Below are 16416 nucleotides of genomic sequence, written 5' to 3'. Positions count from 1 at the left end.
AAGGTCGACGGAGCCGCTCAGCGCGGTCCGAGCGTCCAGCGCGGCCCCTGCGGACCGTCCTCGATGACCAGACCCGACTGGTTGAGCTGGTCCCTGATGGCGTCGGCGGTCGCCCAGTCCTTGCGCTCCCGCGCCGACTCGCGCTGCTGGAGCACGAGGCGGACCAGGGTGTCGACGACGCCGTGCAGGTCCTCGCCGCGGTCGCTCTCGCCGGCCCACCGCGGGTCGAGCGGGTCGAGACCGAGGACGCCGAGCATCGCGCGGACCTCGGCGAGGCGGGCGACGGCGGCTTCCTTGTCGTCGGCGGCCAGGGCGCTGTTGCCCTGGCGGACGGTGGTGTGCACGACGGCGAGCGCCTGCGGGACGCCCAGGTCGTCGTCCATAGCCTCGGCGAAGGCCGGCGGCACCTCGGCGGCGGGCTCGACGACTCCCCCCGCCTTCTCGACGACGCGCTGCACGAAGCCCTCGATGCGCGCGAACGCCGACTCGGCCTCGCGCAGGGCCTCTTCGCTGTACTCGATCATCGAGCGGTAGTGCGGGGTGCCCAGGTAGTAGCGCAGCACGATCGGGCGCCACTGCTTGACCATCTCGCTCACCAGGACCGAGTTGCCGAGCGACTTCGACATCTTCTCGCCGCTCATGGTGACCCAGGCGTTGTGCACCCAGTACTTCGCGAACTCGTCGCCGAAGGCCTTGGCCTGGGCGATCTCGTTCTCGTGGTGCGGGAAGATCAGGTCGATCCCGCCGCCGTGGATGTCGAAGGCGCTGCCCAGGTACTTGTGGGCCATCGCCGAGCACTCCAGGTGCCAGCCGGGGCGCCCGCGGCCCCACGGGGTCTCCCAGTCGGGCTCGCCCGGCTTGGAGGCCTTCCACATGGCGAAGTCGCGCGGGTCGCGCTTGCCGGTGATGCCCTCCTCGGCGGGCTGGCGCAGCTCATCGAGGTCCTGGTTGGACAGCGCCAGGTACTCCGGGTACGAACGCACGTCGAAGTAGACGCTGCCGTCGGCCTCGTACGCGTGACCGCGCTCGATGAGAGCGCGCATCATCTCGATCATCTCGGGGATGTGCCCGGTGGCGCGCGGCTCGTAGCTGGGCGGCAGGCAGCCGAGCACGTCGTAACCGTCGTTGAAGGCACGCTCGTTCGCATACCCGATGGACCACCAGGGGCGGTTCTGCTCGGCCGACTTGACGATGATCTTGTCGTCGATGTCGGTCACGTTCCGGATGAAGGTGACGTCGTAGCCGCGGTGTTGGAACCAGCGGCGCATGATGTCGAAGTTGAGACCCGACCGGATGTGCCCGATGTGCGGTGCGGCCTGCACGGTGGCGCCACACAGGTAGATCGAGACACAACCCGGCACGAGCGGGGTGAAGTCACGGATCTGCCGGGCGCTGGTGTCGTACAGGCGAATAGTCACCCCTCCAGGGTAGTGGTCCCCGGCCAGTGCCCCGGGCCCCTTGGCCCCGGAGCCACACGTATTCGTGACATCCGCCCGGTCCGTACGGCGTTCGAGGACGAGCGCACAGCACGAGCGGGGGAGGGGGCGCAGCCGGGGCACGGGACGGGCCGGGGCGGAGGGGCCTGCCGCCCCGCGGCGTCAGCCCACCCGCACGACCAGCGCGGTGGCGACCGCCATCAGCCCCTCGTCCCGGCCGGGGAAGCCGAGCCCGTCGGTCGTGGCCCCGGACACGGAGACGGGCGCCCCGACCGCCTCGGACAACAGCTTCTGCGCCTCGTCCCGCCGCTTGCCGATTTTGGGGCGCGCCCCGACGACCTGCACGGCGACGTTCCCGACGGCGAATCCGGCCGCCCGGACGATGCGCGCGGCCTCCGTGAGCAGCGTGACCCCGGACGCGCCGGCCCACTCGGGCCGTCCGGTCCCGAAGTGCGCCCCGAGGTCACCGAGCCCCGCCGCGGAGAACAGCGCGTTGCACGCGGCGTGCGCGACGACGTCCGCGTCGGAGTGCCCGGCCAGCCCGGGCCCCTCGCCCTCCCAGAGAAGTCCCGCGCACCACAGCTCGCGGCCCTCCTCGAAGGCGTGGATGTCGGTGCCGATCCCCACCCGCGGAAGCACCGGCCCGCCCGCCGGCAGTCCCCCGGACGCCTCAGAAGCCATCGTTGAGCCTCCTGCGCGCGAGAACCGCCTCGGCCAGTACGAGGTCCAGGGGGCGCGTCACCTTGAACGCCTCCTCGTGCCCGGGCACCACCACGACCTGCGTCCCGAGCTGCTCGACCATGCTCGCGTCGTCGGTCACCTCGCCGGTGACACCGTCGTGGGCGCGTACGAGGGTGCCGCGGTCGAACCCCTGCGGGGTCTGCACGGCCCGCAGCCGGGACCGCTCGGGGGTGGCGACGACCGGCTCGGGCGAGCCGTCGGTGCGCGGTTCGACCCGCTTGACGGTGTCGCTGAGCGGGAGCGCCGGTACGACGGCGGGAGCGCCGTCCCGTACCGCCTCGACGACCGCGTCCACGGTGTCGACGGGCACCAGCGGCCGGGCCGCGTCGTGCACGAGGACGATGTCGATGCCGTCCGGCAGCGCGTCGAGTCCGCACTTCACGGACTCCTGACGGCTGGCCCCGCCGGGGACGACCAGGAAGTCGGTCCGCTCCGGCAGCGGGTGCGCGTCCAGCAGCGTCCTGACCTCGGCGGCACCGTCGGGCGGGGCCACGACGACGACGAGGGAGACCGCGCGGGAGGCGGCCATCGCGCGCACGGCGTGGATGAGCATGGGCGTGCCGTTCAGCGCGCGGAGTGCTTTGGGGGCGCCCGGACCGAGGCGCACGCCTCGGCCGGCGGCCGGAATCACGGCCGCGGTGCGGAGTTCCGGAGGCGAAGGGCGCGATTCGTCAGACATCGGTTCCTGTCAGGTTTGTGTGCTCGGCCGAGGTGGGTATGCGCTGGGCGTACCCCCGGCCGACGGTTGGGGAGTGCCGGGCGCGACGCCTTGACCGGACCCCTTCCGTGACATCCGGTCGAGTCGGCTGCCCGGAACGAGTGCGTGGCGATCATTGGGGCACAAGACCCCCAGGAGATCGCGCGGGCGTCCCGGATCATGATCCGGGACCCGGCGGTGCTGCCGGATCAGCCGGTGACCGGGAAGAGCCGAGGCGCAGCCGCGCACCGCGGTGGCGCCCGGGGCACGAACATGCCGCAGCGCCCGGCGACAGCACTTGCGTCATCGGGCACCGCGGCATTTCGTTGCGCTGAACAGGCTTGCGCCTGCGTCAATCCGGCCGTCGCCTCGACGAGCACTGCCGTCGGGACGACCGTCGCTCGACGACCGCCGTCGTCAGGACGCGAGGACCTCGTCGAGCAGGGCCTCCGCCTTGTCCTCGTTCGTGTTCTCCGCGAGGGCCAGCTCGCTCACCAGGATCTGCCGGGCCTTGGCGAGCATGCGCTTCTCACCTGCGGAGAGTCCGCGCTCACGCTCACGACGCCACAGGTCACGCACGACTTCCGCGACCTTGATGACATCGCCCGAGGCGAGCTTCTCCAGATTTGCCTTGTAGCGACGCGACCAGTTCGTGGGCTCCTCGGCGTACGGCGCGCGCAGCACCTCGAAGACCCGGTCCAGCCCGTCCTGACCGACCACATCACGCACGCCGACGAACTCCGCATTGTCCGCTGGCACACGTACCGTCAGGTCGCCCTGGGCGACCTTCAGCACCAAGTAGGTCTTGTCCACGCCTTTGATCTGGCGAGTTTCGATAGCCTCGATCAGCGCGGCCCCGTGATGGGGATAGACCACGGTGTCGCCAACCTTGAACGTCATGTGACAGGTACCCCTTCCGTGGCTATCCAGAGTAACACGGATACGGCGTCTTCTGAATGGCGTTTTCGCAGGTCAGGGCATATCTCGGGGCTTGACAAGCGCAACAGGAACGTGCTGCGAGGGGCGAGCCGAAGAGGGTATTCGCAGGTGGGAGCCGTTGTCCAGGCCGAGCGAAACGGGTACGTCACACGCCCCCCAAGTCGCCTCCAGAGGTCCGAACGTCCTCTTTTGTCCGACTCCACAAGGTCGACTTCCGCTACTCCGTTCGGTGTGCGGAGTCGGGTACGAGACGTTTCCCGAATTGATCATCGCGGCCGGTGATCACTATTTCGGCGCCCTCCGCATTCCTTGCCCGCCGTTACCGGTGCCGATCCGAAAATCCGCAAGTCACGACTGGTGGCGGTTATGTGAATGGCGGACCGGTGCACCGTCCAACTACCCGCCGTGCCGGGCGGGAGACCGGGCCCGGGGGCCGCCACCGGCCGCTCGCGGCACCCGGGCGCCGCCCGGACCAGCCCGCGGCCCCGTCCGGGCGGCCTTCGCGCGTCGCCGGTGCGAAGACCGACCGGACCGGCCCTAGAGGCGGGTCGGGTGCGACGGTGCGGGAACGGCTCGGTAACCTAAGCCCGCTGACAGACACTTAGGGCGGCTTTACAGCCGTACGGCCGCCCGCCCCTCGTACGCCCACGTTCTAGGAGTTGCCGCCGCCGTGAGCAGCAGCCTTCGACGCGGCGCCCTCGCCGCCGCCGCCATCGCGTTCTCGATCGCCTCGCTCGCCGCGTGCGGTGCCGGCAACAATGCCGAGACACTGCAGGTCAAGCCGGACAACCCGGCCACCAGCGTCGGTGACATCAAGGTGCAGAACGCCCTTGTCATCACCCAGCCGGACCAGGAGTCGACCGGCCCGGCCGTCATCTCCGCGACCGTCTTCAACGGGGGCCGCACCGCGCAGACCCTGGACTCGGTCACCGTCGCTGGCACCGGTGAGTCCGCCAAGCTCAAGCCAGCCAAGGGTTCCGGCAAGCTGACGATCCCGGCGGGCGGCTCCGTCATCCTCGGCGGCAAGGGCAACGCCTCCGCGGCCCTGGAGAGCACTCCCGAGGCCGTCAAGAACGGCAACGCGCAGAAGATCACCTTCAGCTTCAGCAAGACCGGGGACGTGAGCCTGCCGGCCTTCGTCGTCCCGGCCGAGAGCTACTTCACCGGGTGGGGTCCCACCGAGGTCCCGGCGGCGCCCGGCGTCTCCGCGTCCCCCTCCACGAGCGGCAAGCCGTCGAAGTCCGCAGGCGCGTCGGCCTCGCCGTCCGAGGGCGCCTCCGACGCCGCGTCGGCGAGCGCGTCGGCCTCCCACTCGGCCGCGGGTCACTGACCCGGCGGCTCACGGGTCGCCGGCCGGGACGAACGGCTCGGACACGACAGTGGGCGGCACCCCTGCGCGGGGTGCCGCCCTTCGTGCGTCGGAGCGTGTGCCGGTTTACGGCTCGAACTTGTAGCCGAGTCCTCGTACCGTCACCAGGTACCGCGGCGCGCCCGGGTCGGGTTCGATCTTGGCGCGCAGCCGCTTGACGTGCACGTCGAGGGTCTTGGTGTCACCGACGTAGTCGGCGCCCCAGACCCGGTCGATGAGCTGCATGCGGGTGAGCACGCGGCCCGCGTTGCGCAGGAGCATCTCCAGGAGGTCGAACTCCTTCAGCGGGAGGTCGATCTTGGAGCCCGCGACGGTGACGACGTGGCGGTCGACGTCCATCCGGACCGGTCCGGCCTCCAGCGCGGCGGGCGTGACCTCCTCGGGCTCGCCGCGACGGCGCAGGACGGCCCGGATCCGGGCGACCAGCTCGCGGGAGGAGAAGGGCTTGGTGACGTAGTCGTCCGCCCCTATCTCAAGTCCGACGACCTTGTCGATCTCGCTGTCCTTGGCGGTGACCATGATCACCGGAACGTTGGAACGTCCGCGCAGCTGACGGCAGACCTCCGTGCCCGGCAGACCGGGCAGCATCAGGTCGAGCAGGACGAGGTCGGCGCCGTTGCGCTCGAACTCGTCGAGACCGTCGGGCCCGGTGGACGCGATGGCGACCTCGAAGCCCTCCTTGCGGAGCATGTACGACAGGGCGTCGGAGAAGGACTCCTCGTCCTCGACGACGAGCACTCGGGTCACGGAAGGACCTCCGGGGCAGGAAGCGGTTCGTACGGGGATGAGACGGTGGTCGTCCCGTGGGGCTGCTCGTTCTCGTCGTCTTCGTCGAGTCCGGGCATGTGGTGATCGGTCGGGCGGTGGCGGGCGGCGGCGCCCGCCTCCGGCAGTCGCAGGGTGAAGGTGGAGCCCTGTCCCTCGGAGCTCCACACCGTGACCTCCCCGCCGTGCGAGGCGGCCACGTGCTTGACGATCGCGAGTCCGAGGCCGGTGCCGCCGGTGGCACGGGAACGGGCCGGGTCCACGCGGTAGAAGCGCTCGAAGATGCGCTCCTTGTCCTTGTCCGAGATGCCGATGCCCTGATCGGTCACGGCCACCTCGATGAGGTCTCCGCCGGGCGCGGTCACCCGGCGCGCGGCTATGCCGACCCGGGTGCGGGCCGGTGAGTAGTTGACGGCGTTCTCCACCAGGTTGCCGAGGGCGGCGGCCAGCTGGCCGCGGTTTCCCCACACGCGCAGTTCCGCGGTGCCGCCGGAGGCCATCGTGATCTGCTTCGCCCCCGCCTGATGGCGGCAGCGGTCGATCGCCTCGGCCACCAGTTCGTCCACGCGGACCGGCTCCGAGTCCTCGAGGGGATCGTCGTTCTGCACCCTCGACAGGTCGATGAGTTCCTGTACGAGGTTGGTGAGCCGGGTGGCCTCGATCTGCATACGGCCGGCGAAACGCTCGACGGCCTCGGGGTCGTCGGAGGCGCCCATGACGGCCTCGGAGAGCAGGGACAGCGCTCCCACGGGCGTCTTGAGCTCATGGCTCACGTTCGCGACGAAGTCGCGTCGTACGGCCTCGATCCGGCGCGCCTCGGTGAGGTCCTCGACCAGCAGGAGCACGAGCCGGGAGCCGAGCGGCGCCACCCGTGCGGACACGGCGAGCGCCTCTCCCCGGCCGGTGCCGCGCCGGGGCAGATCCAGCTCCACCTGCCGTATCTCACCGTCGCGGCGGGTGTCGCGGGCCATCTGCATCATCGGCTCGACGGCCAGCTTCCCGCCCCGCACCAGCCCGAGGGCGTACGCGGCGGAACTGGCCTTCACCACGGCGTCCGCCTCGTCGAGCACGACCGCGGAGGACCGGAGTACCGACAGCACCGTGTCCACGCCGGGGGGAAGCACGGGATCGGTGTGCAGAGAGGTCCTGGTGGGTCGTTTCTGGTCGCGCTCGCTCCAGCGGAACGCCAGCATGGCGATGACACCGGTGAGCACTCCGGCGATCGCTGCCGCTGCGGCGACCGCCGCGTTCACGTCCATGCCCCCAGGTTAGGCATGTCGTCGCTCCGGGCCACAGCCATCCGAGTGCGACCTCGAACACTCGTCGCCCAGAGTTCACCTGGGAGCCAGTGATGGTTCATTTGGGGTGACGGAAACGGACGCGTACGGGGCAGACCGTGGGAGCGTGGGGTTCACAGGGCCTGTCCGGCGGTCTGGGCCCAGCCCCCGGAACCCCCGAGAAGACGTGAGAGAGGGACATCCTGATGCGGGACGCGTACCACGAGGAACTGGACTCGATCGGCGAGGGCCTGGTCGAGATGGCCCGGCTTGTCGGGTCGGCGATCGGGCGCGCCACGACGGCCATCCTCGACTCCGACCTGAAGCTGGCCGAGAGCGTGATCGCGGCCGACGAGAAGGTCGACGATCTGCAGCACGAGCTGGAGGCCCGGGCGATAGCGCTGCTCGCCCGCCAGCAGCCGGTGGCCACGGATCTGCGGATCGTCGTGACGTCGCTGCGGATGTCGGCGGACCTGGAGCGGTCCGGCGACCTGGCGCAGCACGTCGCCAAGCTCGCCCGGCTGCGCTTCCCCGAGCGGGCCATCCCGCACGACCTGCACGCCACGATCCTGGAGATGGGCCAGCTGGCGCAGCGCCTCATGGCCAAGGCGGCCGAGGTCATCATCACCAAGGACGTCGACCTCGCCCTCCAGCTGGAGCAGGACGACGACGAGATGGACCTGCTGCACCGCACCCTCTTCCAGCACCTGCTGGACGACAAGTGGAAGCACGGCATCGAGACGGCGGTCGACGTCACCCTGCTCGGGCGCTACTACGAGCGCTTCGCCGACCACGCCGTGTCCGTCGCCAAGCGGGTGGTGTACCTGGTCACGGGCGAGCACGCGGACGACCTCCTGACGGACATCCAGCCGGTCACGGGCACCGAAGGGGCCTGAGCCCGGCTCCCGGGGGCGCCCGGGAGTCCTGGTGCGCCGGCTTCCGGGGACACGGGAAGCCTCCGTGCGCCGTTGATGCGCCCGCCCGGGTGGGCGTGCAATGGGAGAACGGAAGCTGTGCGGTGCGGCGTGTGCCGCGCACCGCACCGCACACCTTCGTGTCCGAAGGAGGGACCCATGGCCGAATCTCCCAGCACGTCCGATCCCGCACAGGACCGCGAGACCCAGCAGCCCGCCGAGATCAAGAGCCTTCCGTTGTTCGGTGCCTGCGGGTGCGGCTCCGGCTGCGGCTGCGGCTGCCAGTCCGGCAACCCCTGCCAGTGCGGCTGACCGGGTACGACACCGAAGGGGCCCCGCCTGGTCAGGCGGGGCCCCTTCCGTTCTCCGGGCGTCGGCGCTGGACGCCGCCGAGGTGCAGCGGGTCCGACATGCCCGCGTAACCCTTGTCGTGGCCGTCGTGACCGTTGTTTCGCACCGCGCCAGGCGGGGCGCCGCGTCCTCGACGTCCGGCGGACGCGGGCACGCCGGCTGCCGGGACGACGGCGGCGTCAGGCGCGGCGGAGGGACTGCTCCCGGCTTGAATGAAGACGCCCCGGGCTTAAATGAAGAGCAGATCTCCTAAACTTACTGCCACGCCACATTCACTCCTTTGCCGCGCATCAGGGGAGCGGAGGCCGCGTTAGAGGAACATGACGAAAGCAAGGGCAAGTAGCTCGCCTCACCGCGACGCGGGAGCGGGTGATCTGCTTGCGGGCCGCGCCGTGACAGCGGGTAAATATATCTATACGCCCGGCGTGGCGGACTCGACGCCCCAGATGCGTGGCAGTCTGCATGGGGACGGTGCGCGAGTCGAACTCTACGTCACTGATTCACTGCTCCGCGATTTCCTCGCCCTGCTCGGGGTGGCCCAGGAGGAACTCAATCAGCGGTGGAACGGCCAGGAGATCTCCGACTTCTACGCGGATCGTGCGCGACGGGGGTGATTGTCCGTGAATTACAACTACGCGGATCCCTCCTTCGGGCAGAGTGAATGGTCCGCCGACCCCTACCCCGACCCGGCGGGTACCGGTTGGCAAGGCGGTCCTGCCGATGCGGTGCACACGGGGGGTCCCGTGCACACAGGGGTTCCCCTGGCGCCCCCCGACTCGGGCTGGGACCCGGTCGAGGAGCTCACCTATCTCTTGCAGGAAGCTGTTCCGGCGGAGCCGCTCCCCAACATCCCTGCACCTCGTAGCGAGTTCGCACCGGGCGTCGACTTCACCGATCCGGCGGAGAGCCTGTCGCGGACCACGGCTGCGGCCGCGGGCGCCGACGAGAGCTACCGGGTGCCACCCGCCCGAAGCTCTTCCGCCGCGCACCGCAAGAGGCGGGTACGGAAGATTCGGATCAAGTGGCTGCAGACCAGCAGCTTCCTGATCGTGGCCTTCGTCGCCGTCCTTGCGGCGATGGTGAGCGTCTTCGGCGGAATGGTCGCCCACGAGCCCCTTCAGAACATCACGTCCGGCACGAAGAGCGCGCTGGTTCCCTGGTGGCCCCTTCTCGTGTACGGCCCCTGGATGGTCGCCTCTCTCTCCATCCTGCGAAGTGCCCTGCACAGGCGCCGCGCACTCCACTCGTGGTTCATCGTTCTGCTGTTCTCGTCCATCGCGATGATGCTGTGCGTGGTGCAGGCCGAGAGGACCGTCACCGCAATCGCCGCAGCCGCGTTACCCGCCGTCGCATCGCTGGCCTGCTTCCAGCAACTCGTCCGCCAGATCACCCTGACTCTGCCACCACGCCAGGAAACCCCCCGCCACCGCAGGCAGCACCACGCCTCCCCCTGAACCCCCGCCCCAGGTCCAAGGCCGCACGCACCGGACACACCTCAAGGCCTCCAGCCAACGGAAGAGTCCCTGGCGGAGGCCACAGGTGTCGGTGTTCTTCGCCCCTTTGCCCGGGCTGTGGTGCGAGCGAAATCTGTGAATCTTCAAGTGCATGGCAACCTTTCCGCCTCCGCGGACCACTCAGTGGTGTCCGGCCAGGTGGTCCGGTCAGATGCAACGGCTGAAAGAGAGCACAGACATGTCCCTCGCCCACCCGCGTTCTCGGTGGCGTACCGCGCTGGCGGCCGTCGTGCCGGGCGGCCGCGCCCGCGGTAGTCGCCGAGCACCCCGCCCAGCCGTCACGGGTAAACGAAGAGTGATGCACCGTAGCCGTCGACTGTTCGCGCGTCGGGGTGTCTGGGCGGCCATCGTCATGGCTGTAGTGGCCGGCTCCGTGGTGGTGATCAACACGGCCTCGGCGGGAACCGTGGATCCGAAGTCCTGGTACGTACTGGTCAACCGCAACAGCGGCAAGGTGCTGGACGGCCGCAGCTTCGCCAAGAACGACGGCGCGGCGGTGGCGCAGTGGAGGCGTCACGGCGGGGCCAACCAGCAGTGGCGGTTCATCGACGCGGGTGACGGGTACTTCCGGGTGCAGAACCGGAACTCCGGCAAGGTGCTGGACATCCACAACTGGTCGAAGACCGCCGGCTCCGACATCGTGCAGTGGACCGACCGGAACACCACCAACCAGCAGTTCAAGGTGGCGGAATCGTCGGACGGCTACGTGCGTCTGATCAGTCGCTTCAGTGGCATGGCCGTCGAGGTCGACAAGGCCTCCAAGGCCGACGGGGGCGATGTCGTCCAGTACCGCGACCAGGGTGGCGCCAACCAGCAGTGGCAACTCGTCCCGGCCGGTAGCGTCGGCAGCGCCGACACGTCCACCACGAAGGACGGCAGCGGTTCGTCGACGTCGTCTCCCGCGGCCGGTGGTGGCAGCTCGACGACAGGTTTCATGGGCAGCAACAAGGTGCTCGTCGGCGGCTCGATGTCCGACGAGTCGGCGAACGCCGCGCCGTTCGACGTGCGATACGCCTATGTGCACAGCCAGCCCGCGCCCTCGTCGGACTACTACACGGCGGCGAAATGCAAGGACGAGTGGAAGAACTGGTGGGGCTGCTGGTCCGGCAGCACCACGGCGCCCGGCAATTACGTGACCTGGTGGGACGACCATGTGGCCAAGGCGACCTACAAGGGCAGCCCGCGCCCGCAGAAGTTCTTCTGGACCTGGTACTCACTGCGCGACCTCGGGGATCTGGCAGGCCATGGCGACGGTCCGGGCGAGGTCGAGGCCATCAACAGGGCTGACCTGCTCACTCGTTACATGAACGATTACCGTTTCTTCCTCCAGAAGATCGGCAAGTCACAGGACATGATCGACCTCGAGCCTGACTTCTGGGGCTATGTCCGGTCGCTCGGTGATCCGCACAAGGTTGCCGCGAAGGTCTCGGCCGCCAATCCGACGGACTGCGGCTCGCAGGAGAACAGCGCCGCCGGACTCTCCCGCTGCCTGATCGCGATGGCGCACAAGTACGCGCCGAACACCACCGTGGGATTCCACCTTTCCTGCTGGGACTGGCAGAGCAACACGCAGGGATGCGCCAAGGACTACGCGAACCTCGGTGCGAAGGACGCCGACTTCCTGGTCGCCGACGTGTCGGACCGCGATGCGGGCTGGTACGCGAAGCCGGAGCACGGCGGCTACGACAACTTCTGGACCGACCAGAAGGCCACTGCCTCGCTGGGGTTCTACAAGACGATGGCCGAGTCCGTGGGCAAGCCGGTGGTCCTGTGGCAGATCCCCGTCGGCAACATGGCACAGAACAACACCCTCAACCATTACAAGGACGACAAGGTGGACTGGTTCTTCGCGCACATGGACCAGGTGGCGGACGCGCATATCGCCGGCCTGCTGTTCGGTGCAGGACATGGGGAACAGACATCGGTCGAGACCGACGGCGGAAACCTGATCAAGAAGACGATCGCTTACCACAACTCGGGTGGTGTAGCGCTCAAGTAGGCGGCGCGCAAGCGGTCGGCCCCACTCTCGATGGGGCCGGGGGCGTCCCCCTCGTCGGGCTGAGGCCTTCTCGGCCGGTGCCGGTTGTGCTGCCGTCGGCGCGGGTCGGGGCCGCAGGCGATGGGGACCGCCCCCTGGTGCGGGCCGTTTCACAGAGGCCCAGGCCGTGAAAATGCCCTCGACCTGCGCCATATCCGCAGGTCGAGGGCATGATCACAAACCCTACTTCTTCTTGCCCTGGTTCTTCACTGCCTCGATGGCCGCCGCCGCCGCGTCCGGGTCGAGGTACGTGCCGCCGGGGTTGACCGGCTTGAGGTCGGCGTCCAGCTCGTAGGAGAGGGGGATGCCCGTCGGGATGTTGAGGCCCGCGATGTCGGCGTCCGAGACGCCGTCCAGGTGCTTGACCAGGGCGCGGAGCGAGTTGCCGTGGGCGGCGACCAGGACCGTGCGGCCGGTCAGCAGGTCGGGGACGATGCCGTCGAACCAGTACGGCAGCATGCGCACGACGACGTCCTTCAGGCACTCCGTCTGCGGGCGCAGCTCCGGCGGGAGGGCCGCGTAGCGCGCGTCGTTGAACTGGGAGTACTCGGCGTCGCGGTCCAGCGCCGGCGGCGGGGTGTCGTACGAGCGGCGCCAGAGCATGAACTGCTCCTCACCGAACTCCGCGAGCGTCTGCGCCTTGTCCTTGCCCTGGAGGGCGCCGTAGTGGCGCTCGTTCAGGCGCCAGCTGCGGTGGACCGGGATCCAGAGGCGGTCGGCGGATTCCAGGGCGAGCTGCGCGGTGCGGATCGCGCGCTTCTGGAGAGACGTGTGGAGCACGTCGGGAAGCAGGCCGGCGTCCTTGAGCAGCTCGCCGCCGCGCGTCGCCTCCTTCTCGCCCTTCGCGGTGAGGTTGACGTCCACCCAGCCGGTGAACAGGTTCTTCTCGTTCCACTCGCTCTCGCCGTGGCGGAGGAGGATCAGCTTGTACGGTGCGTCGGCCATGGCTCCGAGCGTAATCGAAGCCTTCGTCCCCTCGCTCGCCTGCCCGGAAGCCGGACACTTGACGGCATCTGTTAATCGAGTGGCTCCGCGACCCCAGCCGCTCGTAAGTTGTGCTCACCGCCTGAGCCGCTTACCTGTGGGGGATCCCGATGCCACTCGCCGTCTTGAGACGCGCCGTCCGAGAAACCGTCTCGGGACTCCCCCGCGAGTTCTGGTGGCTGTGGACCAGCACCCTCGTCAACCGCCTCGGCGCGTTCGTCGCCACGTTCATGGCGCTCTACCTGACGCTGGACCGCGGCTACTCCGCCTCGTACGCCGGTCTCGTCGCCTCCCTGCACGGCCTCGGCGGGGTCATCTCCTCGCTCGGCGCGGGGGTGATGACCGACCGGCTCGGGCGGCGGCCCACCCTGCTCGTGGCGCAGACCTCGACGGCGGTGTCCGTCGCGGTGCTCGGCTTCGTCCACGACCCGGTCGCGATCGCCGGTGTCGCCTTCGTCGTCGGCATGGCGAGCAACGCCTCCCGGCCCGCCGTGCAGGCGATGATGGCCGACATCGTCCGCCCCGAGGACCGCGTACGGGCGTTCTCCCTGAACTACTGGGCCATCAACCTCGGCTTCGCCGTCTCCTCGACGGCCGCCGGGTTCATCGCCGAGTTCAGTTACCAGGCCGGCTTCCTGATCGAGGCGGGCATGACCCTGGTCTGCGCGCTCGTCGTCTTCGCCAAGCTGCCGGAGTCCAGGCCGGTGCCCACGGCCAAGGCCGCCTCGGAACCGAAAGCCGGTCTCGGCGCCGTCCTGCGCGACGGCCGTTTCATGAGCGTCGTCGGGCTGTCCTTCCTGGTCGCCCTGATCTTCCAGCAGGGTTCGGTGGGGCTGCCGGTGGCGATGGGCGAGGCGGGCTTCAGCGCGGCGGACTACGGCCTGGCAATCGCCGTCAACGGCGTCCTCATCGTCGTCCTGCAGATCCCGGTCACCCGTTTCATCGAGCACCGGGACCCGAGGCGGCTGCTGGTGATCTCGTCGCTGCTCGCGGGGTACGGCTTCGGGCTCACCGCGTTCGCCGGCTCGGTCGGCCTCTTCGCGCTGACGGTGTGCGTGTGGACGCTGGCCGAGATCGTCAACGCGCCCACGCAGACGGGGCTCGTCGTCGGGCTCTCCCCGGTGCACGGCCGGGGCCGCTACCAGGGCATGTACACCATGTCCTGGTCGCTCGCCGCCCTCGTGGCACCGGTGATGTCCGGCGTGGTGATCGACCGGTTCGGCGCGGCCTGGCTGTGGGCGATGTGCGCGGTCGTGGGCACGGTGGCGGCCGCCGGGTACAGCGCCCTGATGCGACGCCTGCCGCCCCGGGCGCCGGTGGGTCCGCCCGCGAAAAAGGTCGCGGGCCTGCCGTCCGACCTGCCCGCGGAATCCCTCGCGAGTCCGTCGTCCGGGCTGCCCGCGGCCCCGTCCGCGGGACTGCCTACGGAGTTGCCCGCGGCGCCGTCCACGGGGCTGCACGGCGGGACGGCCGCGGTGGCGTCCACGGGGGTGCAAAGCGGCACGGCCGCGGCGCCGTCCACGGGGCTGCACGGCGGGACGGCCGCGGTGGCGTCCACGGGGCTGCGAAGCGGCACGGCCGCGGCGGGTGGCGCGGACGGCCTTCCGGCCGGCCTGCCGGAGGTGCCCGGCGGGAGCACGACGGTGGCGGCGACCGCCGGTCCCGCCCCGGACGCCTGCCCCGAGGTCACCCCCGCCTGAGCCGCCCCGGACGCCCGCCGCGAGGTCACCGCCGTCTGTCCCGCCCGGGACGCCCGCCCCGAGGTCACCCCCGCCTGAGCCGCCCCGGACGCCCGCCGCTAGGTCACCGCCATTTGTCCTCCCAGGACGCCCGGCGCCCCGAGGTCACCCCCGCCTGAGCCGCCCCGGACGCCCGCCCCGAGGTCACCGCCGTCTGTCCCGCCCAGGACGCCCGGCGCCCCGAAGTCACCCCCGCCCGAGCCGCCCCGGACGCCCGCCCCGAGGTCACCGCCGTCTGTCCCGCCCAGGACGCCCGGCGCCCCGAAGTCACCCCCGCCCGAGCCGCCCCGGACGCCCGCCCCACCACAGCCTCACGGATGCATCCGGGCCCCCTTCAACACCTTGTCCACCCCGTTCCGCGGGCCGTACACGGCGAGTCCCACCAGGTCCAGGTCGGCCGTCGGTGCGGCCCGTACGGCCGCCCGGTTGTCCCGGTCGTTGCCGGTGGTGAAGAGGTCGGCGGTGAAGACGGCGCGCGGCAGGGCCCGGGTGAGGGCGCGGGTGTGCGCGGCGGTCAGGGTCTCCTTCGAGCCCTCGAAGATCAGCACCGGCTGACGGAACATCGGCAGGTACGGCACACCGTCCGCGTCCTCGTACGGCTCGCCGACCACCTCGGGGACGCTCGCCCCGAGGCCGCTGACCAGGAACGCGGTGACGTTCAGGCGCTGCCACGGCTCCAGGTCGTCGCGCAGCAGCACAGCGATCCTGGTGTCGAAGCGGACGGGTCCGGCGGCCGTGGGAACCGGGTCCCCGACAACGGTGCCCGGGGAGACGGTGCCCTGCGTGTTCTCGCTGCTCATTCCCCGAGACTGCCGACCGGGACCGCCCGCGGTCTTGTACGTTCCTTGCATGGTGGCCCAGCGCGAGATCTCCGCGTGGCGCCCGCGCGTCCCGGGCGTCGTGGAGGTCTTCCACGCCCACTACACCGAGTACGCGTACCCGATGCACGTGCACGACGCGTGGACGCTGCTGATCGTGGACGCCGGCGCCGTACGGTACGACCTGGACCGGCACGAGCACGGCACCCCGCACGACACGGTCTCGCTGCTCCCGCCGCACGTCCCGCACAACGGTTCGCCCGCGACCGCGGACGGCTTCCGCAAGCGGGTCCTCTACCTGGATCTGAGCCGGCTCGACGAGAGCTTCATCGGGCCTGCGGTCGACAGGCCCGACCTGGTCGACCCGGTGCTGCGCCACCGCGTGGGGCAGGTGCACGCGGCCCTTGCACGGACGGGCGACGAGCTGGAGGCGGAGAGCCGGCTGACGCTGATCGGCGAGCGGCTGCGCACGCATCTGCGGCCCGGCGCGGCCGCCGGGGTGCGGCGGCCCGACGGTCCGCTCGCCCGCCGGCTGCGCGAACTACTCGACGAGCACGTGGTGCAGGGCATCGCCCTGGACGAGGCGGCGCTGCTGCTGCACGCCCATCCGGCCCACCTCGTACGGGCGTTCGGGGCGGCCTACGGCATCGCCCCGCACCAGTACCTGATGTCCCGCCGGGTGGACCGGGCCCGCCGGCTCCTGCTGGCGGGCGGGCGGCCGGCCGAGGTGGCGACGGCGACCGGTTTCTACGACCAGTCCCATCTGACCCGTCACTTCAAGCGGCTGGTCGGCGTGGCCCCCGGCCGCTACCGCGTCAGTTCGCGCTGAACGTC

General features: G+C 70.3%; 15 protein-coding genes. 7 read left to right on the top strand and 8 right to left on the bottom strand.

Going from position 1 to position 16416, the window contains the following annotated elements; all coding sequences use genetic code 11:
• Positions 1-17: 17 nt before the first annotated feature.
• From cysS to AC0ZLC_RS26090, 4 genes are all read right to left on the bottom strand, one after another.
• A complete protein-coding gene (cysS, locus tag AC0ZLC_RS26105) occupies positions 18-1418 on the bottom strand; it encodes a cysteine--tRNA ligase (RefSeq protein WP_476754400.1) in 1401 nt (466 codons plus the stop codon).
• 180 nt (positions 1419-1598) lie between these two features.
• Positions 1599-2117: a 2-C-methyl-D-erythritol 2,4-cyclodiphosphate synthase gene (gene ispF / locus AC0ZLC_RS26100; RefSeq protein WP_476754399.1), complete on the bottom strand. Its 519-nt coding sequence runs from the start codon at positions 2115-2117 to the stop codon at positions 1599-1601.
• A complete protein-coding gene (gene ispD, locus AC0ZLC_RS26095) occupies positions 2107-2856 on the bottom strand; it encodes a 2-C-methyl-D-erythritol 4-phosphate cytidylyltransferase (RefSeq protein WP_476754398.1) in 750 nt (249 codons plus the stop codon). The genes ispF and ispD overlap by 11 nt, the downstream gene beginning before the upstream one ends.
• Before the next feature lie 435 nt (positions 2857-3291).
• Positions 3292-3774 (bottom strand): CarD family transcriptional regulator, encoded by a 483-nt coding sequence (locus AC0ZLC_RS26090; protein WP_003953493.1) that lies wholly within the window; start codon positions 3772-3774, stop codon positions 3292-3294.
• A gap of 709 nt (positions 3775-4483) precedes the next feature.
• Here AC0ZLC_RS26090 and AC0ZLC_RS26085 point away from each other — a divergent pair.
• The gene (locus tag AC0ZLC_RS26085; RefSeq protein WP_476754397.1) at positions 4484-5143 is read left to right on the top strand and encodes a copper chaperone PCu(A)C domain-containing protein; all 660 of its coding nucleotides are present in this window, start codon (positions 4484-4486) and stop codon (positions 5141-5143) included.
• Positions 5144-5248: 105 nt separating this feature from the next.
• On the opposite strand, the gene phoP is transcribed toward AC0ZLC_RS26085, so the two are convergent.
• Positions 5249-5920 (bottom strand): two-component system response regulator PhoP, encoded by a 672-nt coding sequence (phoP, locus tag AC0ZLC_RS26080; RefSeq protein ID WP_476754423.1) that lies wholly within the window; start codon positions 5918-5920, stop codon positions 5249-5251.
• A gap of 5 nt (positions 5921-5925) precedes the next feature.
• A complete protein-coding gene (gene phoR, locus AC0ZLC_RS26075) occupies positions 5926-7206 on the bottom strand; it encodes a two-component system sensor histidine kinase PhoR (RefSeq protein WP_476754396.1) in 1281 nt (426 codons plus the stop codon).
• A 224-nt stretch (positions 7207-7430) separates the two neighbouring features.
• Between phoR and phoU the strand changes: the two genes are divergently transcribed.
• The 4 genes from phoU to AC0ZLC_RS26055 all read left to right on the top strand — a co-directional run bounded on the left by phoU (position 7431) and on the right by AC0ZLC_RS26055 (position 12002).
• Positions 7431-8120: a phosphate signaling complex protein PhoU gene (gene phoU, locus AC0ZLC_RS26070; protein ID WP_476754395.1), complete on the top strand. Its 690-nt coding sequence runs from the start codon at positions 7431-7433 to the stop codon at positions 8118-8120.
• A 177-nt stretch (positions 8121-8297) separates the two neighbouring features.
• A complete protein-coding gene (locus AC0ZLC_RS26065) occupies positions 8298-8450 on the top strand; it encodes a hypothetical protein (RefSeq protein WP_476754394.1) in 153 nt (50 codons plus the stop codon).
• A 782-nt stretch (positions 8451-9232) separates the two neighbouring features.
• Positions 9233-9943, top strand: a complete 711-nt coding sequence (locus AC0ZLC_RS26060; protein WP_476754393.1) for a DUF2637 domain-containing protein — start codon at positions 9233-9235, stop codon at positions 9941-9943.
• Between the two features lie 412 nt (positions 9944-10355).
• Positions 10356-12002, top strand: coding sequence for an RICIN domain-containing protein (locus tag AC0ZLC_RS26055; RefSeq protein ID WP_476754392.1), 1647 nt, complete (start codon positions 10356-10358; stop codon positions 12000-12002).
• A 222-nt stretch (positions 12003-12224) separates the two neighbouring features.
• Here AC0ZLC_RS26055 and AC0ZLC_RS26050 read toward each other — a convergent pair whose 3' ends face one another.
• On the bottom strand, positions 12225-12986 hold the full coding sequence (locus tag AC0ZLC_RS26050) for a phosphoglyceromutase (protein WP_476754391.1): 762 nt from the start codon (positions 12984-12986) through the stop codon (positions 12225-12227).
• A gap of 149 nt (positions 12987-13135) precedes the next feature.
• Here AC0ZLC_RS26050 and AC0ZLC_RS26045 point away from each other — a divergent pair, with 149 nt between their 5' ends.
• Positions 13136-14725 carry an MDR family MFS transporter gene (locus AC0ZLC_RS26045; protein WP_476754390.1) on the top strand — a complete coding sequence of 530 codons (1590 nt, stop codon included), beginning with the start codon at positions 13136-13138 and terminating at the stop codon, positions 14723-14725.
• 350 nt (positions 14726-15075) lie between these two features.
• Here AC0ZLC_RS26045 and AC0ZLC_RS26040 read toward each other — a convergent pair whose 3' ends face one another.
• A complete protein-coding gene (locus AC0ZLC_RS26040) occupies positions 15076-15615 on the bottom strand; it encodes a DUF2000 family protein (protein ID WP_476754389.1) in 540 nt (179 codons plus the stop codon).
• Between AC0ZLC_RS26040 and AC0ZLC_RS26035 the strand changes: the two genes are divergently transcribed.
• Positions 15614-16411, top strand: coding sequence for an AraC family transcriptional regulator (locus AC0ZLC_RS26035; protein ID WP_476754388.1), 798 nt, complete (start codon positions 15614-15616; stop codon positions 16409-16411). The two genes, AC0ZLC_RS26040 and AC0ZLC_RS26035, sit on opposite strands and share 2 nt — an antisense overlap.
• The last annotated feature ends 5 nt before the right edge of the window (positions 16412-16416 follow it).

The organism is Streptomyces sp. GLSS-08, from assembly GCF_056387915.1.
Note: the sequence above shows the minus strand (reverse complement) of the source record. Positions and strands in the feature narration are given on the sequence as shown.

Excerpts from the sequence above, each read along its gene's own strand:
- AC0ZLC_RS26035 (WP_476754388.1), top strand. The coding sequence starts at position 15,614 with ATGGTGGCCCAGCGCGAGATCTCCGCGTGGCGCCCGCGCGTCCCGGGC.
- AC0ZLC_RS26050 (WP_476754391.1), bottom strand. The coding sequence starts at position 12,986 with ATGGCCGACGCACCGTACAAGCTGATCCTCCTCCGCCACGGCGAGAGC.
- AC0ZLC_RS26065 (WP_476754394.1), top strand. The coding sequence starts at position 8,298 with ATGGCCGAATCTCCCAGCACGTCCGATCCCGCACAGGACCGCGAGACC.
- phoU (WP_476754395.1), top strand. The coding sequence starts at position 7,431 with ATGCGGGACGCGTACCACGAGGAACTGGACTCGATCGGCGAGGGCCTG.
- AC0ZLC_RS26055 (WP_476754392.1), top strand. The coding sequence starts at position 10,356 with ATGGCTGTAGTGGCCGGCTCCGTGGTGGTGATCAACACGGCCTCGGCG.
- AC0ZLC_RS26090 (WP_003953493.1), bottom strand. The coding sequence starts at position 3,774 with ATGACGTTCAAGGTTGGCGACACCGTGGTCTATCCCCATCACGGGGCC.
- AC0ZLC_RS26045 (WP_476754390.1), top strand. The coding sequence starts at position 13,136 with ATGCCACTCGCCGTCTTGAGACGCGCCGTCCGAGAAACCGTCTCGGGA.
- phoR (WP_476754396.1), bottom strand. The coding sequence starts at position 7,206 with ATGGACGTGAACGCGGCGGTCGCCGCAGCGGCAGCGATCGCCGGAGTG.
- AC0ZLC_RS26040 (WP_476754389.1), bottom strand. The coding sequence starts at position 15,615 with ATGCAAGGAACGTACAAGACCGCGGGCGGTCCCGGTCGGCAGTCTCGG.
- ispD (WP_476754398.1), bottom strand. The coding sequence starts at position 2,856 with ATGTCTGACGAATCGCGCCCTTCGCCTCCGGAACTCCGCACCGCGGCC.
- ispF (WP_476754399.1), bottom strand. The coding sequence starts at position 2,117 with ATGGCTTCTGAGGCGTCCGGGGGACTGCCGGCGGGCGGGCCGGTGCTT.